The sequence below is a fragment of the Tenacibaculum profundicola genome (genome assembly GCF_057220795.1).
In genome coordinates this window covers 335,124-357,238 of record NZ_CM170137.1, presented here as the reverse complement: position 1 = coordinate 357,238, position 22,115 = coordinate 335,124, and the positions used below count along the sequence as shown (strand labels likewise).

General features: G+C 32.2%; 24 protein-coding genes. All 24 read right to left on the bottom strand.

Annotation, left to right across the window (positions count from 1 at the left end):
* On the bottom strand, nt 1–1,821 hold the full coding sequence (locus AC2TDS_RS01500; RefSeq protein ID WP_484737363.1) for an IucA/IucC family protein: 1,821 nt from the start codon (nt 1,819–1,821) through the stop codon (nt 1–3).
* The gene (locus tag AC2TDS_RS01495; RefSeq protein WP_484737362.1) at nt 1,821–2,408 is read right to left on the bottom strand and encodes a GNAT family N-acetyltransferase; all 588 of its coding nucleotides are present in this window, start codon (nt 2,406–2,408) and stop codon (nt 1,821–1,823) included. The genes AC2TDS_RS01500 and AC2TDS_RS01495 overlap by 1 nt, the downstream gene beginning before the upstream one ends.
* Nucleotides 2,408–4,837, bottom strand: a complete 2,430-nt coding sequence (locus tag AC2TDS_RS01490) for a GNAT family N-acetyltransferase (protein WP_484737361.1) — start codon at nt 4,835–4,837, stop codon at nt 2,408–2,410. The genes AC2TDS_RS01495 and AC2TDS_RS01490 overlap by 1 nt, the downstream gene beginning before the upstream one ends.
* A gap of 2 nt (nt 4,838–4,839) precedes the next feature.
* Nucleotides 4,840–6,012 carry an MFS transporter gene (locus AC2TDS_RS01485; protein WP_484737360.1) on the bottom strand — a complete coding sequence of 391 codons (1,173 nt, stop codon included), beginning with the start codon at nt 6,010–6,012 and terminating at the stop codon, nt 4,840–4,842.
* Nucleotides 6,012–7,340: a lysine N(6)-hydroxylase/L-ornithine N(5)-oxygenase family protein gene (locus AC2TDS_RS01480; RefSeq protein WP_484737359.1), complete on the bottom strand. Its 1,329-nt coding sequence runs from the start codon at nt 7,338–7,340 to the stop codon at nt 6,012–6,014. The genes AC2TDS_RS01485 and AC2TDS_RS01480 overlap by 1 nt, the downstream gene beginning before the upstream one ends.
* A gap of 86 nt (nt 7,341–7,426) precedes the next feature.
* Nucleotides 7,427–8,932, bottom strand: a complete 1,506-nt coding sequence (locus AC2TDS_RS01475) for a pyridoxal phosphate-dependent decarboxylase family protein (RefSeq protein ID WP_484737358.1) — start codon at nt 8,930–8,932, stop codon at nt 7,427–7,429.
* A gap of 89 nt (nt 8,933–9,021) precedes the next feature.
* Nucleotides 9,022–10,314: a cryptochrome/photolyase family protein gene (locus tag AC2TDS_RS01470; protein WP_484737357.1), complete on the bottom strand. Its 1,293-nt coding sequence runs from the start codon at nt 10,312–10,314 to the stop codon at nt 9,022–9,024.
* Complete coding sequence (locus AC2TDS_RS01465; protein ID WP_484737356.1) at nt 10,304–10,789, bottom strand: SRPBCC family protein; 486 nt, start codon at nt 10,787–10,789, stop codon at nt 10,304–10,306. The genes AC2TDS_RS01470 and AC2TDS_RS01465 overlap by 11 nt, the downstream gene beginning before the upstream one ends.
* The gene (locus tag AC2TDS_RS01460; protein ID WP_484737355.1) at nt 10,790–11,194 is read right to left on the bottom strand and encodes a DUF2452 domain-containing protein; all 405 of its coding nucleotides are present in this window, start codon (nt 11,192–11,194) and stop codon (nt 10,790–10,792) included.
* Nucleotides 11,195–11,198: 4 nt separating this feature from the next.
* On the bottom strand, nt 11,199–11,741 hold the full coding sequence (locus AC2TDS_RS01455) for a glutathione peroxidase (RefSeq protein ID WP_484737354.1): 543 nt from the start codon (nt 11,739–11,741) through the stop codon (nt 11,199–11,201).
* A 16-nt stretch (nt 11,742–11,757) separates the two neighbouring features.
* Nucleotides 11,758–12,288: a CIA30 family protein gene (locus AC2TDS_RS01450; protein WP_484737353.1), complete on the bottom strand. Its 531-nt coding sequence runs from the start codon at nt 12,286–12,288 to the stop codon at nt 11,758–11,760.
* A 3-nt stretch (nt 12,289–12,291) separates the two neighbouring features.
* A complete protein-coding gene (locus tag AC2TDS_RS01445; protein ID WP_484737352.1) occupies nt 12,292–12,966 on the bottom strand; it encodes an SDR family NAD(P)-dependent oxidoreductase in 675 nt (224 codons plus the stop codon).
* Nucleotides 12,967–12,998: 32 nt separating this feature from the next.
* A complete protein-coding gene (locus tag AC2TDS_RS01440; protein ID WP_484737351.1) occupies nt 12,999–13,223 on the bottom strand; it encodes a hypothetical protein in 225 nt (74 codons plus the stop codon).
* Nucleotides 13,220–13,921 carry a GTP cyclohydrolase I FolE gene (gene folE / locus AC2TDS_RS01435; protein ID WP_484737350.1) on the bottom strand — a complete coding sequence of 234 codons (702 nt, stop codon included), beginning with the start codon at nt 13,919–13,921 and terminating at the stop codon, nt 13,220–13,222. Before folE ends, AC2TDS_RS01440 begins: the two co-directional genes overlap by 4 nt.
* The gene (locus AC2TDS_RS01430; protein WP_484737349.1) at nt 13,878–14,300 is read right to left on the bottom strand and encodes a 6-pyruvoyl trahydropterin synthase family protein; all 423 of its coding nucleotides are present in this window, start codon (nt 14,298–14,300) and stop codon (nt 13,878–13,880) included. Before AC2TDS_RS01430 ends, folE begins: the two co-directional genes overlap by 44 nt.
* Before the next feature lie 94 nt (nt 14,301–14,394).
* A complete protein-coding gene (locus AC2TDS_RS01425; RefSeq protein ID WP_484737348.1) occupies nt 14,395–14,820 on the bottom strand; it encodes a hypothetical protein in 426 nt (141 codons plus the stop codon).
* A gap of 2 nt (nt 14,821–14,822) precedes the next feature.
* The gene (locus AC2TDS_RS01420; protein WP_484737347.1) at nt 14,823–16,292 is read right to left on the bottom strand and encodes a cryptochrome/deoxyribodipyrimidine photo-lyase family protein; all 1,470 of its coding nucleotides are present in this window, start codon (nt 16,290–16,292) and stop codon (nt 14,823–14,825) included.
* A 119-nt stretch (nt 16,293–16,411) separates the two neighbouring features.
* Nucleotides 16,412–17,830: an SDR family oxidoreductase gene (locus AC2TDS_RS01415; RefSeq protein ID WP_484737346.1), complete on the bottom strand. Its 1,419-nt coding sequence runs from the start codon at nt 17,828–17,830 to the stop codon at nt 16,412–16,414.
* A gap of 54 nt (nt 17,831–17,884) precedes the next feature.
* Nucleotides 17,885–18,502: a flavin reductase family protein gene (locus AC2TDS_RS01410; RefSeq protein WP_484738908.1), complete on the bottom strand. Its 618-nt coding sequence runs from the start codon at nt 18,500–18,502 to the stop codon at nt 17,885–17,887.
* Nucleotides 18,499–19,809 carry an ABC1 kinase family protein gene (locus AC2TDS_RS01405; RefSeq protein WP_484737345.1) on the bottom strand — a complete coding sequence of 437 codons (1,311 nt, stop codon included), beginning with the start codon at nt 19,807–19,809 and terminating at the stop codon, nt 18,499–18,501. Before AC2TDS_RS01405 ends, AC2TDS_RS01410 begins: the two co-directional genes overlap by 4 nt.
* The gene (locus AC2TDS_RS01400) at nt 19,806–20,462 is read right to left on the bottom strand and encodes a TetR family transcriptional regulator C-terminal domain-containing protein (RefSeq protein ID WP_484737344.1); all 657 of its coding nucleotides are present in this window, start codon (nt 20,460–20,462) and stop codon (nt 19,806–19,808) included. Before AC2TDS_RS01400 ends, AC2TDS_RS01405 begins: the two co-directional genes overlap by 4 nt.
* An 11-nt stretch (nt 20,463–20,473) precedes the next feature.
* Complete coding sequence (locus tag AC2TDS_RS01395) at nt 20,474–20,953, bottom strand: TspO/MBR family protein (RefSeq protein WP_484737343.1); 480 nt, start codon at nt 20,951–20,953, stop codon at nt 20,474–20,476.
* A complete protein-coding gene (locus AC2TDS_RS01390) occupies nt 20,950–21,642 on the bottom strand; it encodes a lycopene cyclase domain-containing protein (protein ID WP_484737342.1) in 693 nt (230 codons plus the stop codon). The genes AC2TDS_RS01395 and AC2TDS_RS01390 overlap by 4 nt, the downstream gene beginning before the upstream one ends.
* On the bottom strand, nt 21,639–22,052 hold the full coding sequence (locus tag AC2TDS_RS01385) for a sterol desaturase family protein (protein ID WP_484737341.1): 414 nt from the start codon (nt 22,050–22,052) through the stop codon (nt 21,639–21,641). The genes AC2TDS_RS01390 and AC2TDS_RS01385 overlap by 4 nt, the downstream gene beginning before the upstream one ends.
* Nucleotides 22,053–22,115: the final 63 nt, after the last annotated feature.

The window sequence follows — 22,115 nt, the reverse complement described above, 5'->3', positions numbered from 1 at the left end:
TTACATTTTTTCTAATTGTTCTTCTTGTATAGTATCAGTAATAGCATATTTAGCTATTGGATTTTCCAGTACTCCCTGAAATTTTAAGCTTTCGATAGGGTCTGCCAAATCAAGCATTTGTTTTGTGTTCGATAACTGTAATTTATTCAAGCAACAACGGTCAAATTCTGATATAAATAGGTCATACCGTTCAAATTTTGAGGCTAACTCTGGGTGTTCGTTTTGATATTCATGAATACATGCTGCGACCAATTTCCAGAAATCATTTTCAGAAAAATCGCCGTAGGTTTCTAATATCTGTCCCATAAACCTAAATATACAGTCAAAAACATCCGTAAAAATTGATAAAACTTTCATTTTATCTGACGTTTTCGTGAACAATCGATCGGCGTGCTCAGGTAATTCCATACTTTCATTAAACACAATAACCTCTTCTGTAATATCTTTCATTAGCACATGTACAGGTGTGTTGTTTTCTAATACTAAAATTAGATTTTCACCATGTGGCATAAACACCAATTCATACTGGTAAAAGCAATGAAGTATTGGGCTTAAATATGCATTTAAGTATTTTTTAATCCAGGTTGTTGTATCATATGGCGACGCTTTAATAAATGCTACTAACAACGAACTATCATTTTTATCAATATGAAGTAACGCAGCCATGGTAGCCACCTCTTGGTTCGAGTTTATTTTACTGTATGGGCTTTCTCTCCATAGAGCAGATAACATCTTGTTATGAGGATTGGTTTTCCCTAAAACCTCATAATAATGATTATGATAACCAACGGTAGCTATTTCTCCTAACATGGTAAAACCATTTTCTAATAGGTAGCGATCGTCTTTTAACAAGTCCGTTATCCATTTGGTAATATGCGGTGTACTTTGCATATAGTACGGAGATAAACCTCTAACAAACCCCATATTTAATATCGAAAGTGCTGTTTTGGTGTATAACTTTTTAGGATGGGTTACATTAAACAATGTTCTAATAGATTGTTGGGCGGAAAACTCATCGTCACTTTCTCCTAAAAACACGATATTTTCATTCGCTATATCTGCTGCAAAAACATATACTAACCTATTTTTCCATTGCCAAGGGTGTACTGGCATAAAAATATAGTTAGCTATATCAAGGTTTTTAGCCTTTAATATTTCTTCAAATTCATTCAGCTTATTTTTGCCTAATTCACTTAAAAGGAGGCTTGTATATTCATATCCCTCCACGGCGGTATAGGTAGCATAATCTTTATGGCCTGCAATCCAATAAATAGTGAAAGGATGATCCGTTTCTGGTGCATACTTATTATAGTCATCAATATTAAACCCTATCCTTCCATTGTTGGCTACAAAACATGGATGCCCCTCAGTCATTGCATGTTCAATTTCTTGAAAGCTTGCATTGGCTAATTGCGCTGATGAGAAGTTTTCATTCTCATATTTATACGCTGCACTGATTAAAGTACTTGTAATTTCCTCCAGGTATGTTGCTAAGAACTCATTTGGAATTTGAAGTGTATTCTTAAATTCAGTAATAAATTTTATGGCATCAATATCTTCTTGATGTTCTTTATTGAATTTCTGTAAGCTATTCGATGCAATACACCAATGATCAAGATGAAATTTCTTTGCCTTAAAAGTGTAGCTTACATCTGTATTGTCTGAAATAATGGTATAGGTATTCCAGTTTTCTTGTTGCTCACCTAATAACTTCGGTTGTAGTATAAGCTCATGTGAAAACTCACTTAGAGCTTTTCTAACTAATTGCCTATTTACGTATTTCCAAGTATTAGGTTGTATATATGAGGTCATTTGTTTCATTATGCTTCCTTGAGTTTTTCTAAGGCATTTTTATAATCTTCTCTAGTACAAATAGCTAGCGAAGCAACCTTATGTGATAGGGTAATTTCTTTTTGATAAACAAAACCAGCTTTTCTGTTCAGTACATGAATCTTATCATTGCTAACATCTGGTTCCACCACAATTCTTTCTACGTACGGTAAACTAAAAAAGTAGTCTATAATCGTTGAAAATACATGCCATGTAAATTGAGGGATCCTCTTTTCAGGAGGTGAAACCAAAATATGCATTCCATAGTCATTTAAGGATCCGTTGTAATGTTTAGCTATTTCATCTTCTGAGGCTTTATAGCGCTCCATCAGAAATATTGGTGTATTGTTGAGTATTCCCATATATGTATGATGGTACGGGTTTTTTTCAATTTCATCATACGCTTCATATACTTCCTCTTTAGTTTGCTCTAACATACCCCAATACTTCGCATACGGTTGGCTAACCCAACTATATAGTGTATCTATATCTTTTTCAAGTTGTATTGGTCTTATTTCGATAAGACCTACAGTGAATATCTCTTTACTAAATATTTGCTGTTCAATATGTGCTGTCATTATACTTCTTGGAGTTGATTTTCTAACTTAAAAATGGCTATTGGGTTTTTCAATTCACCAGCAAACTGAAGTAAAGCCACCGGATCATCTAAATCAATCATTTGTTTGTGGTTATTTAACTGTAACCGGTTCAAACAGGATAATTTAAACGTGTCTGCAAAAAGATCGTATTGATTATATTTATCAGAATATTCAGGATAACGGTTTTGATATTCGTGGATATTTTCGGCTACCAACTTCCAGAAATTATGTTCTGAAAAATCAAGATGTTCTTCTAAAATCGGTACTAAATACCTAAAGAATCCATCAAAAATATCAGTGAAAATTGATAATAGTTTTACATCTTCTGGAACAGGAGCATACATACGCTTTAAATGTTCTGGCAATACTACTTCTGGGCTAAGAATAACAGCTTCTTCGGTAATATCTTTCAATAAAGATTTTACGGGTATATGGTTCTCTAAAACTAAAATGATGTTCTCACCATGTGGCATAAACACAAGATCATATTTGTAAAAACAATGAACCAATGGACTCAAATAAGATTTCAAGTAACTTTGTATCCATTGTTCAGGTGTAAGTGTAGAACTTTTGATGAGCTCAGGTAATAAAGCATTTCCGTGATGATCGATATGCAATAATGCTGCCATGGTTAGAGGCTTTTGCCCTTTATTTATAGCCGAATAAGGGCTTTCTCTCCATAAAGAGGCTAGCATTTTATTATAATCATTGTGTGGTCCAAATTCTTCAAAATATGGATTCACATAACTTATGGAACCTATTTCACTTAACATTCGGAAACCTGTTTCTTTAATAAAAGCATCTCCATATAGTAAATTCTCAAGCCAAACAGCCATTTTAGGAGCCGTACCTAAATAATAAAAAGGCAAGCCTCTCATGAACCCCATATTCAAAATAGACAATGCCGATTTTGTGTAGAATTTCTCAGGGTTGGTGTTATTGAAAAGGGTTCTAATGGATTGTTGTGCCAAATATTGGTCAGGACTATATCCTAAGCACAGCAAATCTCCTTTAGCTACTTCAGGAGCGAATAACATCGCTAGTTTATTAAACCATTGCCATGGGTGAATAGGTATGAATAAATAGTCTTCCGGATTGAATCCTTTCGCTACTATAGTATCCTTAAATTTATCTAGTGTTGCCTCATCCAATTCTTGCCTTATCAGTGTTTCATAAGGTAATTTTTCAATGGCCGCATATACTGCTTTTGATTTATGCCCGGCCAACCATAATAACGAAAATGAATTCCCAGCTTCTGGTGCATAAGAACGGTAATCACTACTGTCAAAACCTATACGTCCATTATTCGCTACAAAACCAGGGTGCCCTTCTGTCATCGATTGCTCAATCGTTTGAAAATCTGCATCTGCAAGTTCTTTCGCCGTTGGATTGCCTTTCAACATTTTAAAAGCACTACCGTATAAAGTGCTAATAATTTCTTCAAGATATACTGGCATTTTAGCCGTATCAATTCCTAAGGTTGCTCTGAATTCTTTGATAAATACAATGGCATCTAACGGCTCGGAATCTTCATTTTTATACTTTTTAATACTTGTTTCCTTTATCATTAACTGATCAAGAGCAAGTGGTTTTGCTTCAAATTCATATTTTATATGAATATCATCAGCCATAACCCTATAGTGGTTCCATCCATCTTCCAACGATTCTATTATCACTGGTTTTATTAAGCGTTCATGCGAGAACTCGCATAAGGCTTTCTTCACTAATAAGGTATTCGATTGTTGCCAAACTTCAGGCTGTATATGTTGTATAGACTGTTGTGGAGACACCACATTATCTAATGTATTCATGGCACTACGTTTTGAGGGTGTAAATAATTGTATGTGTTTATTATAAGTTTCTCTATTTAAAAAGGCTAGTTGCGCTGTTTTATGTGGTAATTCAATAACTTTATTTAATGTAAATCCAATCCTTTGGCATAACGCAAACATTTTTTTGTTCCGAATATCAGGCTCTACAACAATTCGTTTAATAGATATATTTGAAAAAATAAAATCCATTATACCACGAAACATATACCACGTAAAATGAGGTGTTTTAGGTTGTTTTGGTGGTGCAACAATAATGTGTATACCGCAATCAGAAGACTGCGCCTCATAATATGCATTGATCATATCCTTTTGAGGCTGATAGCGTTCTAAAACAAAAGCTATCTCATTGTTAAACATCCCTATAAATACATCATAGTGGTCTGGTTTGGTTAGCGAGATATACTCTTTTTCTACCTCTTGTATAGAAGAGTTTTGCATCCCCCAAAAAACGGCATACTCTTGGTTTACCCATTCATGGAGAATTTTACTGTCTTTTTTTACCTCAAATGGACGGATATCTATAGTTCCAAAATTATGATAACCTTTAGAAAACAATATTGGTTTTTCTTCATTCATTTTTAAGAGGCTTTTGATACTTGCTTAGGAAAAATTGACACTTTAAAAATGAAAAAGTAAAGTAGTATGGTTACCGAAAAACCAAATAAGGCAATAATAAAAGGTAAACGTAATCCCCAATTATCTACTATAATCCCTACATTTAAAGAGGCTATTAAAACTCCTAAGTTCTGAAAGAAATGTACTTTGCTATAATCTATAGCATATGATTCAGGAGCACTCATTTCAAATAGTAAAACGTCAAACTTCACTACTCCTTGAAAAATTGCCCATCCGTAAATAATTCGCCCAATGATAACCATAATTTCTGAAGGAATCCCTTGTAAAGTAAGTCCAATTAATCCAATAAATAAGGCTTTAATAATACCTTCATATCCACTTGCTTTTCTTTTATTGTTTATCCATAATGCAATTAAAGCTACAAAGCCTGGGATAGCGTATATGGTTCCAGAAACCAACTTGGAACCATAGTTTGAAACGCTTTCCCAGTACAATGAAAAGAAAGGTCTTATCAAAAAATCACTGAAATATAAAATAAAGGTTAACAGTCCTATTTTGAGGATAAAATTTCGTGATGTTAGGCTACTTTCTTCTGTTTCTTCAGTATTTATCACCACCGTTGTATCATACCTTTTGGTTTTTAGCAAATAGGCACTCATTATCATTTGAACGAAATCTCCGAGCGCCATAATCAAAAAGATAGAGCTAGGATCAATATAATCGACCGTAAATCCACCTAATACGGCTCCTAGTATACCTCCAAGATGAACCACTACCGACAATAAGCCAATAGTTGATGTATGCTCTTCCTTTTTAATAATTTTTAGTATATACGGATACACCAATAAGTAACTTCCTTTAAAAAGCACCATGGTTAGTGATATTATCCAAAAATTAATATAAGAACTAGTCCAGTAACAGTATAAAGCTAAAACTCCTGCAATGGCCTGGGTATAAATTAAAATTTTTAATTCAGCGACTCTTTTGGATATATACGCCCAAAAAGGAAAAGCGATCATAACCATAAAGCAAATAGCCGCAAAATAATACCCAACATTTTTGGGGTTGGTCATTCCGAAACGTATTTCAAAAAACTGCGGATAGAACGGATGTAAGAGATAATCACTGACCACAGCTATAAAGGTCATTACTATTAGAAATGTTTTCAGTTTCATTATAGTTCTAATTTTGTAAACGTTTGAATTTCTTCTTCTTCACGAACCCCAAATTGCTGAAAAGCAATATTTTTCTCAATTGGATAATACGTTCGTCCTAAAATTTCTTGTATTATATACGAATTTCTATAACAAGCCATTCCTAAATCTGGTGTCACAAAGCCATGCGTGTACAGTTCTACATTTTGTACAAAAATTTCGTTGTGATTTTTATCTATACTGTAGTTTCTTTGTACATCATACCTACCTTTAGTATCCCATACTACTCTTTCAGAAATACCTTCTATAAAATCGGGCATTTTATAATGATAACCCGTTGACAAGACCAAGCCTTCAGTATTCTTTTTAAAGTATTTATCTTGTTCTACTTGATGTAGCTCAAGCGTTATCTCATCGTTATCAAGTGACGTATTAGTAAGCGCTGTATTTGTTCTAAGGGATACTTTTAATGGTGTATCTGAATTCAATCTTTTCGTGTATAATAAATCATGAATATCATTGATCAGATCTTGATTTATCCCTTTATACAAGTGTTTTTGATCTCTGATTAATTCATCTCTCTTTTCTGCAGGAAGATTGTAAAAATAATCAACATACTCAGGGGAGGTCATCTCTAACGTAAGTTTAGAATATTCTAATGGAAAGAAACGTGGAGATCTGGTAATCCAATTTAATTCATACCCCTTGGTATCAACCTCCTGTAACAAATCATAAAAAATTTCAGCAGCACTTTGCCCACTTCCTAAAACCGTAATTGATTTTTTGCTTTGTAAGGTTTCTTTATGGTTCAAATAAGAAGAAGAGTGTATGGCTCTTTCTTTTAATTTCTTGGCGCATGAAGGTATATATGGTTGTGTTCCTGTACCTAAAACAATTTTTCGAGCTTTGTATATCTTAGTTTCTCCTGTTTTCGTACTTGTGCTAGTTACCACATAATATTGCCCTTTTTCATCAAAATGAATATCTTTAACTTCTGTATTAAAGAAAATATTTGGTAATTTCTCTATTGCCCATTGACAATACTTATTATATTCATTGCGTAATAATAGAAAGTTTTCTCTAATGTAAAACGAATAAATTCTTCCTTTCTCTTTACTATAATTTAAAAAGCTATACGGATTCGTTGGATCAGCTAGACTTACCAAATCCGCCATAAATGGAATTTGAAGCGTTGTGCTTTCTAGCATCATTCCTGGGTGCCAATCAAACTTCTCTTGTTTATCTAAAAAAACACCATTTAAATCTTTAATTGGAGCTGTTAAACAAGCTAACCCTAAATTAAAAGGCCCCACTCCTATTGCTATAAAATCTGCTATATTTTGTGTCATTTGTTTATGTTTCTGTGTTCACTTTTATATCAACCACTATAATTAAAACCACTTGCACTTTTGTCTTAATCGAGCCAGTCACGTTGTTAATTATTTCTTTTGTACTGTTCTCCTTTTTGTTTGATCATATTTAAAATTTCAAAAAGGTTTTCAGTAGTATTATTAGGGTTTAATAAGGTAAATTTCAAATAAATATCCCCATTGAGTTTGGTACTTGCAACAGATGCTTTTCCTGTCTTGAACAGCGTGTTTTTTATGTATAAATTAATGGTATCATGCATTCTATCATCCGTAATCCCAATAGCTTTATATCTAAAAACAACAGTACTCAATTCAGGCTGATGAGCCACTTCAAAACGATTGTCATTCTTTATTTTATTGTATACGGATACCGCTAAAAAATGTACTTTTTCTAGATAACCCCCTATGGTTTTAGCACCTAACATTTTTACCGTTAACCATACTTTTAAAGCATCAAACCTTCTGGTTGTTTGAATAGATTTTTCTATCAGGTTTGGTCGCTGAGAGTCTTTATCTTCAAAAGGATTTAAATAGTCGGCATAATAAGATATATACTGAAAATGCTGTTTGTTTTTCAACAAATAGGCGCTACAACACACCGGTTGGAAAAGCGTTTTATGAAAATCAATAGTAACAGAATCAACAGACTGCATATCTTCGAAATAGTGTTTATGTGTATCTGCTAATACAAAGCACCCTCCATAAGCTCCATCTGCATGTAACCACATATCATGCTCTTTAGCAATAATTGAAATAGTATCTAGCGGATCAAAACTTCCATAATCAGTAGTTCCTAAAGTCGCCACCACTGCTATTGGTATATTTCCTTCTTGTTTTACTTTTTCAATGGCAAGCACTAATTCGTTAGCATCCATTTTCATTTTAGTATCCGTTTTTACCGGAATCACAGCGTCATAACCCATTCCTAGCAAAGCGGCATTCTTTTTTATACTGAAGTGCGCTTTGTCAGAACAAAATATCCTGAACTTACTTACATCTTCAAACCAACCTTGTTGTTTTAAATTTATGCCGTAGTTTACAAAGGCATAGTTATCCCTAGCCATGAGCAATGCCATAAAATTCGATTGCGTTCCACCACTGGTAAACACGCCATCTGAAGTTGACGACATAGAAAACTCATCACAAATCCAACGTATAACTTCTTGTTCTATAAAAGTAGCTGATGTACTTTGATCCCAAGTTTCCACGGCTGTATTTACTGTCGTTGCAATAGCCTCCGCAGCAATAGCAGGTAAGGCTACAGGGCAATTTAAATGAGCTACATAATTGTGATTGTGAAATCCAATCGCATTTTTTATATACAGATCGTTTAAAAATGCTAAGGATTCTTTAAAACTATAAGGTCTGTCTGCATCTAGTTTAGCATCTTTTTTATGCTTTTCTATTTCCTCTAAGTTATCACCAGTATAAAAGTCCTTTTGCTTAAAAAAATCTTTTAAAACACCATTGATTAATGAGGTATATTCTTCTAATTTTACAAACGACTCATCACTCAATAATTCTTCTTTTAACGATGAGTCAACGAGTACGGGGATTTCGTCTAAAAACATTTATTTTTATTTAGTCTTAATAATTATTAGGCAAAATTAAGAGCAAATAATTTCATAAAATGACGAAATTGTGAAAAAAAAAGACGCGATTAATTCATAACATTTTTATAGGTTTCAATCGCCCTGATTCTAGCAAATTTATGATCTACGATTGGTGTTGGATATGTCAACTCATTTAAGTTAGGAACCCATTTTTGTGTATATAGCAAATTTTTATCGAATTTCTTTAATTGTTCAGTTGGATTAAAAATTCGAAAGTACGGCGCTGCATCACAACCAGTGCTGGCTGCCCATTGCCAATTACCATTATTAGATGATAATTCAAAATCCAATAGTTTTGATGCAAAATACGCCTCTCCCCACCTCCAATCAATTAATAAATGTTTACATAAAAAACCGGATGTTATCATGCGCACTCGATTGTGCATATATCCTGTTTCATTTAGTTCTCGCATACCTGCATCAACGATTGGATAACCAGTTTCACCAAGAGACCATTTCTCAAACTCCTCTCGATTGTTTCTCCATGCTATTCGATCATATTTTGGTTTGAAATTTTCCGTTACTACCCTCGGGAAATGATATAAAATCTGCATAAAAAATTCACGCCAAATTAATTCACTCAGAAAAGTAATATTGGTTTGTAAAGCTAATTTTACGATTTCTCTAATACTGCATATACCGAACCTCAAATATGGGGACAAATTGGAGGTTTTATTGAGTTCAGGATAGTCTCTTACTTTATCGTAATCTGATAAATCATGAATATTAAATGGTTTCACACGTATAGAACTACTTCGAAAACCTAATGCTTCTATACTAGGGAAGTTCAACGTTTGCTTAAAATACGTGCCGAAATATTTTTTACCATCATAATTATTGGTATCTGATATGATATTGAATTTTTGTAACCATTGCTTTTTATAGGGAGTAAATACCGTATAGGGTGTCTTATCTTTTTTTAATATCTCTCCTTCTTCAAAAATGACTTGGTCTTTAAAAAAATAGGTTTTGATACTATTTGATTCTAACAACTGGTTCACCTCTCTATCTCTATGAATAGCATAAGGTTCGTAATCTTTATTAAAAAACACCTTGTCTATATTGAATTCGCTCACTAATTCTTTCCAAACTTCAAGTGGTTTTCCTTTCTTAACTACTAAAGAACTTCCCTCCTTTTTGAGCTTTAAATCAATTTCTTTAAGAGCGTTATATATAAAAGTTATTCTAGCATCATCTCTAGGTAAATTTGCTATAATTTCATCATCAAATATAAAAATTGGCAATACGGAATTTCCCGACTTTAATGCGTGATACAATCCTGTATTATCGTGTAACCTTAAATCTCTTCTAAACCAAAAAACAGTTGTTTTACTTGACATTGAACAATTTTTCTAATGTATTATATCTATATGTAAATATGGTTGTCAATTGTTTTTTTATAAATAATTTTTGAGCAATGGTCCCTACAAATCCAAAAGGGATTTTATACGATATTTTATCTTTCATCAGTGTTTGACCATTTGGTAATTCGTAAAAGCAATGTTCATGGTGCCACATTTTATAAGGGCCGAATCGCTGTTCGTCTATAAAAAACTCTCGATCTTTTATGTGTGTGATTTCAGTAACCCAATTTTGAGTTATTCCTGGTAAAATTCCAACTTTATAAGTTACTATTTGACCTGAATAAGCACTGCTATCTATTTCAGAGGTTATTTGAAACTTCATATGTGACGGTGTTATTCTTTGAAGGTTCCTGGGTGAGCTAAAAAAACTCCATGCTTCTTCTATTGGTACATTTAATTTTTGCGCTGTTCGCAAGGTATATATTCCTGAGTGTGATTTAAATTCAATCATTTATTTTTCGTAATCAATTTTACACCAAATTTTATCAGAGTTCAACTTAAAACTTCCAACGTAATTAAAAGTACATTCTAAAGGACTTAAAAGTGAGAGATAGTTTCCCTTTTCATTCGAATATAAATGATATATTTCACCCACTATGGGTTCGAAATTAAAGCTTGACTTATACACCATTTCGTTGTCTGTAAAATGCTCTATTATCGATTGTAACTCTTCTTTTAACTCATTTAAAGACGCTTCAAAATGTTTGTTTACCTTTAAAATACTTTGCTTTTTCCAACTAACCGTATTTGGTAATTCTATTTTGGGCGCAGATAAATCAGTTGGGTATGATTTAACATGAGCATCATAAGAATTGGTAAGCTCACTAAAAACAATACTATCTGGTTTCTTGTTCAAAATGTTATAAATATTTTGTTATTTTCGAACTACTAGGCCCTGTCATAGAGTAAAAATAATCTATGAAACTTCCTTTCTCATCAACTAGGTATTTTTGAAAATTCCATTTTACCGTTGAATTTGATTTACCATTTAATTCCTTTTTGGTTAGCCATTTATACAAAGGGTGTTGGTTTTTACCTTTTACTTCTATTTTTTCTGTCATTACAAAAGTCACTCCGTAATTTAATTCACAAAATGTTTGTATTTCCATTGCATTACCAGGTTCTTGCATTCCGAATTGATTACACGGAAGACCAATAATCATTAGTTGATCTTTGTGAGCCTCATAAAGCTCTTGTAACCCTTTATATTGACTGGTAAATCCACACTTTGAGGCCACATTAACAAATAAGATTTTTTTGCCTTTATAATTTTCTAAAACAATAGGTTTTCCGTTTATATCATTGATGCTAATACCATAAATAGGCGTTTTAGGTTCTAAAGTTTGTGCTTTCATTGATGAACTAAATAATGACATAATAATAAATAATTTAAATAATTTCATTTTGTGTTAAGTTAGTTTATTGAATTAGAATTTTGTCAATTACTAATTCGAATTTTTCGTTTTTTTTGTTTCCAATTAAAATAGCTACTTCTCGAATAGAGGTATCCGAAAATTTTTCTAAATTTAATCTATACCCTCTAAATGAAGGATACAAATCTTGTAATTGTATTTCAATCTTCTCATTTTTAGTTGTTGTTTTAAATGATTTAACATACCAATAACGTTGGTGTCTTTTTGATTTTATTCTCAATTGATATTCTTTCCCATCTCCTTTCAAATGCAGTACAATTTTTTTATGCTTTTGAGTGATGTCAATATTAACGGGTAATCTCGTCATCGCAAAACCACCATTATTTGCTGTAGAAACGTTTCCTTTAAAAACACCATTTCCGTTTTTATCTAATACCATAGTTGAATTTGAGATCCCCCCCATCACATCATCATTGGTTTGTTTCCATTGTTTAATATCACTTGATTTTGAAAAATCATACACCATAACTTCATTATACCATAGAAATAAAATACTCAAATAAAGAATATACTTCATCGCTTAAATTTTTATACTTACTAAGCCTGAATCCATTGGAAAAACCTGACCAGAAATAGCACTTGATTCATTTGATAATAGATAACTTGCCAAGGAAGCTACTTCATCTGCTTCTAAATACTTTTTTAAAGGATGACGTTCCCGCATGATTTCTTGTTGTTTTTCATTTCTCAATAAACGAGCTGCCAACTTAGTATTGGTAATGGTAGGAGCGATTACGTTAAACCTAATTTTTGTTGCATACTCTGCAGCCAAAGACTTCGCTAAGCCTTCAACCCCTGCTTTACTAACGGCTATACTTGAATGAAAAGGCATTCCTAATTTCGTAGCAACCGTACTAAAAAGCACCACGCTTCCTGAGTTTTCTGCTAAAACCTTTTCGTATTTTTTGATGACTTTAATTGCTCCTAAAACATTTATATTGAAATCATCTAGAAAATCATTTGTCGTTAACCTTGTTAGTGGTTTTAAATTGATACTTCCTGGGCAATATACCAAACCATCTAGACGATGTAATTCAGGTAATTCGTCTTTTAAAACGTCTAATTGATAGTGCTCTACATCAGTATCCTCTATTTCGGACCGGCTTAACACTATTACCTTTTGCGTAGCTTTAAGTTTATGCATAATTGCATTCCCTATACCTTGGCTTCCTCCTACTACTAAAATTGTTTTCATTATACAGAAATTACGTGCTAGTGAGTTAATTATTAAAGCCTTCCTTTTAGTCTCTTTTCTATTTTTTGCTTAATTTCCGTAATCCTTTTCATCATATCCATAAGTGCTTTATCTTTTGATTTTTTATAAATAGTATTTAATGAGAACACTAGTTCTTTAGCTTTTCTTGATGCTAGAATTTTCTCATTTTTTGTTTTGAATTGCTTATGATTCTTCTCAAAATCAATAGCTTCTCTTAATAATTGGAACGTACTCATTTTATATAATTTTGTAATTCAACTATTTTTTCTTTGGTATTAAAAGCTCCTCCATAAAAACAGGTAATTGTTGATGAAGAGTCATCTTTTACTCCTCTAGATGAAACACATAAGTGCTTTGCTTCAATGATAACAGCTACGTCATTCGTTTCAAGTATTTCTTGAAGGTCGATTGCTATTTGATTTGTTAAGCGTTCTTGTACTTGTGGTCTTTGGGCATAATATTGTACTATCCTATTTAACTTCGAAAGTCCTATTACCTTTCCTGAAGAAATATAAGCCACATGAGCCTTACCCATAATTGGCACAAAATGGTGCTCACAGTTTGAGTAAAACTGAATATCTTTTTCTATCAGCATTTGCTTATATTGATATTTATTTTCAAAAAGGGCTATTTTAGGCCTATTCAATGGATTTAATCCAGAAAATATTTCATCAATATACATTTTAGCCACTCTACTAGGGGTTCCTTTTAAAGAATCATCGGTCAAATCTAAGCCCATTACTTCCATGATTCGTGAGAACAGATCGGCTATTCGTTCTTTCTTCTCTGTATCTGAAAGTAAAAACGCATCACTTCTCAAAGGTGTTTCCATTCCAGTAAACAAATGATCATCACCTATTTGATCTGAAGAAAAACCGTTCAGCGAGTTCTTAGTTTCTAATAGGGTATTCAACAAAGTTTCTTGGTGTTTCATAAAGTTTTATTTTTAATTCCAAATGATTTGGAAGTTCTTCTTTTATTACATTATAGATCACAATTGCTATATTTTCAACTGTTGGGTTTACATCCACAAAATAGGCTACATCAATATTTAAATTCTTATGATCAAAAGGCTCTAAAACCTTATTTTTTATAATATTCGATAGTATCTTCGTATCAATCACATATCCTGTTTCTGGATTTACATTTCCTATTACGGTAACTTCCAATTCATAATTATGACCATGATAATTAGGGTTGTTACACTTTCCGAAAATCTCCCTATTTTTCTCATCACTCCAAAGCTTGTTATGCAACCTATGCGCTGCGTTAAAATGTTCTCTTCGTGTTATTGCTAGTTTGTTTGAATTCATTTGTTTCTTTGAAACCTTATCTTGTTTATTTTTATGGCTTTAAAAGCCGTTTTATTTTTTTATTACTATGAGTCCTTCTATTTAAATACACCGTTTATAAGAAATTATAATCTTCACTAGTTTGAGCTTTTAACTTCATCATCTTTTGTATAAAAACCGTATTTACAGAATTGTTTTTAGTTTTTAACATTTGTATAAAGCTACCATCAGAATGTATACTGAAATACATTGAATTAAAAACTACTAGTTTATAATAAGGTATCACCCAAGAAAATCGTTTTAGTTGTTGCGTTAAATGAAGAATAATTCCACGTGGTCTTAATTCTATGTTCGCATAGTTAATATCTGAAACTATATTTAACAAGTCTTTAAAGTTTGTACTTACATTAAAAATGATCATTCTTTTGCTGCCTACGCCACCTAGTTGTATTTTTTTTACGATTGAAAAAGGATCTCCTACCAACGAATTTATTTCTTTGTTTTCCTGTTTATCTGTATATGTGGTATTAAAAACTAACATAATTACTTTATTACATGTTTATTAATAATTCGATAACTCTCTTTTATTACCTGTTCATCGTTTCGCAGTTCCCAGATCATATCAGAAGCTTTTTTTCTAGTTTTTTTTAAGTCTACTATGGGTACTGGGTAATCTTTACCCAATTTAAATTTGTACAGTTTTTGTTCTAATAGTGTTAATTTATAGGGCTCGTGTTTAAAGCTCACTGGAAGATCTTTTAACTCTGGAACCCATTGTGTAATAAACAATGCTCTAGGATCATGTTTTAGACTATTTTTTATGGGGTTATAAATCCGTAATGCATTTATTCCTGTTTCTCCAGCCTGCATTTGCAGTTGAGGAAAATGAATACCCGGTTCAAAATCTAAAAATATTTTAGACAGATGTTTAGATGCTTCTTGCCATGGTTGCCATAAATTATGGGTAAAGAACGAAACTAACATCGCGCGCATTCTAAAGTTCAAATATCCTGTTGTTTGAAGGCATCTCATACATGCATCAATTATCGGTATACCAGTTTTTCCCTCTTTCCATGCTTTCTGATATCTTTCAGAAATATCTTTCTTCAATTTTCGATATCCACTGTTTATACTCTCTTTTTCCATAATACATTCCATTTCAAATTTTTGAATGAAATGTGCTTGCCACCTTAATCTAGCTATAAATGCTTCTATAGCATAAGTATTAGAGGCATTAAGCTTAAATGCTTTAGCAAACTGATATACTTCTCTTACCGATAAATTACCCCATGCCAAATAAGGAGATAATCTGCTGCAACTTTGTCGGGCCTCCATTGGCTTAGATATATATTGTGAATATTTATTATATCTTCCTTTGTGAAAAAACGATTGCAAGTATTTGATCCCAACATTTCTGCCTCCTTTTTGAAAAGAAGAACTCTTTGGTGTTTCTAAGGAATATGTGGTTAGATTCTTCTCTAAATCTTCCAGGTCAACAAAACTTATAAAATTACTAGACGAAATCGATAAAAGATCTAATTGTGGTTGCTTCATATAAAGCTCCCAATCTTCTTTCCAATGTTCTCTATTCTTTCTTCCTCTAAAAATACCATTATTAATGTTTTCAACCCATTCAATAGAATTATTTCTGCAAAAACGCTTAAAAAGCTTATCTCTTTGATACGTTTTTAATAATCCTGTTTCTTGGTGAGAAAAAACACTTACAATCTGCTTTTGAGATAATATATAACTAAAGAAGGGTATTACTTCTGATTTTACTACTAACACTTTTGTATTATACGGCTGTAACTCTTTGTTAATAGCTCCTAACGATTCTTTGATAAAATTCCAATGTCTAAATGAATAATGAGAATCTTCCAGTAAACTTGGTTCAAAAACATATACCAATAGTACTTTGTAATTTGATTCTAACGCATTTAAAATCGCCTCATTATCATGCAAACGAAGGTCTCTTTTAAACCAAACAACTACTATTTTATCTCTTAAACTCATCAACATATAACGATTTACTCAAATATAATTATTTTGTTTAACAATTACAACTAAAAGTTAAACAAAGTTTTATAAGGCGCGAAAAAAGTATATCATAATTCATAATTTACTCATTCTTTTTATTTATGTATAAGTGAATTAAGCATCCCTTGAAAAACAAAAGCATGGAAAGGTAATACACTGTACCAATACAACCTTCCCCAAACACCTTTAGGCCTGAAAACCGCACGTTGATATAGTACACCTTTCATTATTTTAAATTCTAACCATGCTTCTCCTGGTAATTTCATTTCTGCAAATAATAGCAGTCTTTTATTCTTTTTGTCTGCCAATAATACTCTCCAAAAATCTAAGGCATCTCCAGCAACCAACTCAGTTCTATGTCTTCTTCCTCTTCGCAAGCCTACACCACCAAACATTTTATCTATATAGCCTCTTACTTGCCATAACATATTAAATCTGTACCAGCCATTTTCTCCGCCAATTTCCCAAATTTTTTTCATGGTATAGGCTTCATCTTCAATTTTTTTACTTCGAACATCCTTAAAACAACCAAAATGCGGTAAAGAAATATGTTCTGAAAGTGGCGTTTTAAAAACCCCACTAATCATAGCATCTTTCCAGCTTGATATCGTAGAGTTTTGACCTATTTTAATAAAAGCTTTTTCAACCGATTTTTTGTACGAAATAGGCTCTATATGAATAATTTGATTAATATTAGATGGTTTTCCTATAACCTCTACTTTCATACTGTCTACCAATGATGTTGCTAACTTAAAAGAAGTAGAGGTTACGAAAAATAACCAATACGAAGACAGCTTTGGGGTTAAAACAGGAAGTGTTATGATCCATCTTTGTAATCCTCTCACTTCTGCAAACTTCAGAAGCATTTGTTTATAGGTTAGTACTTCTGGTCCATAAATATCAAATGACTTATTATATAAGCTCTTCACAGAAATTGCTTTTACCAAATACATAAGTACATCTCTAATAGCTATGGGTTGTGTTTTCGTATTTAACCATTTTGGTGCAACCATTACCGGCAATTTCTCTACTAAATCTCTTATAATTTCAAAAGAAGCACTTCCACTACCTACAATGATCCCAGCCCTGAAAGTTGTGATTGAATATTCCTTAGATTGCAGCGTTCGTTCCACTTTAAAACGGGATTGTAGATGTTTCGACAACGAGCAATCATTCACGATACCACTTAAATAAATAACTTGTCTGCAGTTTGTTGCTTCTATTAATTTTTTAAAATTAAGCGCACAACGATATTCGAGTTCTTCAAAATTCGAGCTACTAGCAGACATAGAATGAATCAAATAGTAAGCTATATCTATATCATCTGGAAACACGAAGTGTTCAATATTTAAAAAGTCAACCTTAAGAAATTTAATTTCAGGAATTTCCTTTAAGTTTTCTGGGATTCTAGCTAGATCACGAATACAACAAACCAATGTATGGTTTTCTTCCAATAGTTTTGGAATCAATCTCTTTGCAATATATCCGGTTGTACCTGTAATTAATATTTTCATTTCTAATCCTTAATCAAAAACAATTGAATTCATCTTAAAAAAAGCCATCTAGGGTTATTTTTTGGGTCTTTGGTAATTCAATCGATGTTTTTGTTGAGGAACCAAATATGCGTCCAAACCATTTATAGCCGCCGTATTAGCTCTTGACAAATCAACAAAACCATCACTTTCTACAAGATCATCATCAATATAAAGATCTAAAATCTCCCCTAGAATTAATATCGTATTATTGATATTTATACGATGCTCCTCAACAAATTTTAACCCAATTTTAATTGAAGTACCCTTAACAAAAGGAGCATGAAAACAATTTAGATATTCCTCTTCTAAGGTAGTTTGATCAAACTCAGAAATATCTGCGGGGTATTTTGCCGATGTATGATGGGCTTCTTCGATAATATCTTGATGGATATGATTAACTGTAAAATATTTGGTCTCTTTTATATTATCATAGGTATTTCTGGCTACCGTTGTTGGCCTGAGTACAAACCCTAATATCGGTGGTGCAGAACCATAGTGCACTATGGAACTAAAGACCGCCACATTGGCTATACCATCTTTTGATTTGGTTCCGATCAAATTTGCCGATTTATACCCTGATACACTATTAATTAAGTTAATTTTATACAGATGATCCAAATTATCTATATGTGACCTCGTTAAATACACTATGCCTTTTTAAAATTAGTAATCTTGATTTTATTCGCTTTTAAATCATGCATCAAATTGTATAAACCGAAAAAGGTTCTGTTGATGTAAATAAAATGCTTTGAGCCACGATTTCCATTCATTTTTCTTAATTCTGTACTTTTCGCATACTTCTGACCTAAATCTGCTATCTTAGAGAAAAAAACAGTATCTGAAAAATCAAAATACTCATTTTGAAATGGTTGCGTGAAAAGCGACAACAATTCATAAAACAGGTCTTTGAAGAACACTTTTTCTTCTTCGGTGTCATCTTTTCTTAATATTTCTAATTCGTACAATTTTTTTTCGAAAATTATCGGGTCTTCTATATTCTTTTTTTCCGCTAGTTCAAAATACGGAATATAAAAACTATCAGGGACTTCTTTCATACATCCAAAATCAATAACAATTAACTCATTCTCCTTTGAAATCAGAAAATTACCTGGATGTGGATCTGCATGTACTTTTTTTAACACATGCATCTGATACATATAGAAATCCCATAGTGCCTGACCTATTTGATTCAAATGCTCTTGTGTATTTTCTTGCTTCGTATATTCTGAAAGATGAATACCTTCCATCCAGTCCATTGTTAAGATTTTCTCAGAAGAAAACTCAGGATAATAAGACGGGAATTTAAGGTTCTGTATATCTTTACATTTACTAACCATTTCTTCACTTTGCTCCAGCTCTAAAACATAATTAGTTTCTTCTATGAGCTTGTTTTCAACTTCCTTAAAATACGCATCAGAACCTTCTCCTTTTATATTAAACATTTTCAGCGCAATGGGTTTTACCATGGCTAAATCAGAAGATATACTTTCAGCAACTCCAGGGTATTGAATTTTTACGGCAAATTTTTTATCATCCTTTGAAGCCCTATGAACCTGACCTATACTGGCTGCATTTAACGACTTAGCACTAAAGGTGTCAAACACCTCTTCTGGCAGTTTTTTAAAATACTTTTTGAATGTTTTTACCACCAAAGGAGGTGATAAAGGAGGTACGGAAAACTGTGATAGCGAAAACTTTTCAACATAAGCACTTGGTAATATGTTTTTTTCCATACTAAGCATTTGCGCAACTTTTAATGCAGAACCTTTTAACGTCTTTAAACCATCATAAATATCTGCAGCATTGGCTTCATTAAGGTTTTCTATGGCCTCCTCCTCGGACTTCACTATTTTCTCTCCATAAAACCTTGCATAATTCACTCCTACTTTTATTCCAGTAGTAATGAGTTTAGACGCTCTTTGTATTTTGGAGGTAGGAATACTATCTATACTTTTCATACCGAAGCCATTTTTTCTTTCCACAAAAACTTAGCTAAATCAAACGCACTTTTAACCGGAGTAATATCTCTTAAATCAAAACTGGCTTTGACAGACTTTTCAATAAAAACATCTGTTTTTTCAAAATTCACTGATTCATCTTCTAGCCAAAACTGTATTCCAAATAATAAGTGAGCCCAATATGCCTCAAGAATGCTTTTATCTCTCAATTTATTGATGTTTTGATTTTTAAAATCAATGGAGTCCGTTAAAATTTCCTGCGAAATAAACTCCTGAAACTCTTCTCTTAAATTTGCAAGTAATTTTAACGATTTAAGTTTGTTCTTTGTACCCTCTAGTTTCATATGTACATACGACCTATTAGCCGTTAACAATTCAAAAAACGTATAATAGAAACTAAGTAACTTATCTTTTGGTCCGTATTTTTTATAGGTATCGCTTACCAATAATAACTCTAAAGTTTTAGAACAAAACATTCCAAAAATTTTCTTTTCTAGAAATTCAAAACTGGCAAAGTGTGCATAAAATTCACTTTCTTCAAAATTATGCCTATTCGCAAATGCATAAACGGAAGACGGTGCATTATCTAATAGAACTTCATTCATGTAAAATTCTATTAATTTGTCTGAGGTAATTTTTTTATTTTGAGTCATAATTCCATTTTCTAATTATTAAAAAAGATATAAGCGTTTAAACTTGTTGCTATTGTCATCCAGATTAAATACGGCACAATACAGAAAGTATAGCCTTTTAACAATTTCAAAAATTTAAACGTAAAATAACCGATTAACATCCATAAGGATATTATAACAACAAGTCCTAATAGTACTTGATGTTTATTGAAAAACACATAGTTCCATGATACATTAAGTACCCATTGGAATATAAATAAAGACACAATTTGAAGATCTAAAAACCTAAATTTATAGCTCAATCTGGTCATGTACACTGAAAAAAAAAGCATAATAGTTGTCCACGCGACACCAAACATCCAATTAGGAGGACTCCAGGGTGCTTTCTGCAACTCCATATACCATAATGTTCTCGGTCCGTTTTGCATGAGTAAAACACCAATATAGAGTGCTAAAAAATTAGCAAATAAAAACAACATAAATCGAAAATATGCTTTACTAAAAACACTCATAGTTGTTTGTTTTTAAAAAAGTTAAACAATAATTGGACTGAAAACAAGAGATTAAATGCATAAAAAAAATCTTCAAATGGTATCGTAAATATTCTGAATCCAAGATTTTCTTCATTGTTATACCAAACCACAGGTTCAGAAATAAAACTACCCGTCAAAATTCCATTAATCACAAAGAAAGGTATTAAAATCACCAAAAAGCTTGGAAAATACTCTTGTAATGTTGTTAGTCGTTTTTTCATCGAAACAAACAGGAGTATTATAAAAAAAATAAAATTAACTGTCGTGTACCATTTCCCTAAATTCACAACTAATAACACCATTGCCAAGATTAATAGTATGTTTCCGATAACCTGGGTTGCCTTTTTGGTTAATTTAAAATTTGGTATATAAAATTTTAATACTTCATGTGTAAAAAGACAAGCATAAGGGATACAAAAAAAGAACAGCCACTCCTCTATCGGCATCTTTAGTAAGGTTATAGATAAATGATAGGTTTCATTAAACCCCCAAATACCACCTGCCGTAAAAAGGGCATCCCATATCAAAAAAGGAATCGCGACAAATAAGATACTCAATAAAACAAGCCTCACATGCTGTATAAAGTGAAATCTCTTTTCAAAGATACTATACAGTAAAGGAATACTTAAGCTACCTAAGTTTAATATGAGATAAAGATAGTTGCTCATTTCCATGTTACTTTTTTAAAATACTTAAAAGGAACAAACAGCATTCCAAAACATTCACCCTCATGTTTACCTAAATGTTTATGATGTATTTTATGCGCTTTACGCAATCCTCTTAAATACCTATTCTTTGTGTTTTTAAACCAATTAAACCTTCTGTGAATTAACACATCGTGAATTAAAAAATAGGCGATCCCGTATAAAAGAATCCCTAAACCTATAAAAAACAGGTAATTTAACTCTGGTCGAATTCCAAAATAAAATAATAACATACTCGGCACCGCGAAGACGACAAAAAATGCATCATTTTTTTCAAATACATGTGGGTAACCTGGTTGATGATGATCTTCGTGCAAAAACCACCCGAAACCATGCATTACATATTTATGTGTGCACCAAGTTACTCCTTCCATTATTAAGAATGTGGCGAATGTTACCAGCATATATATAATCATAATGTCTTATTATTGGTTACA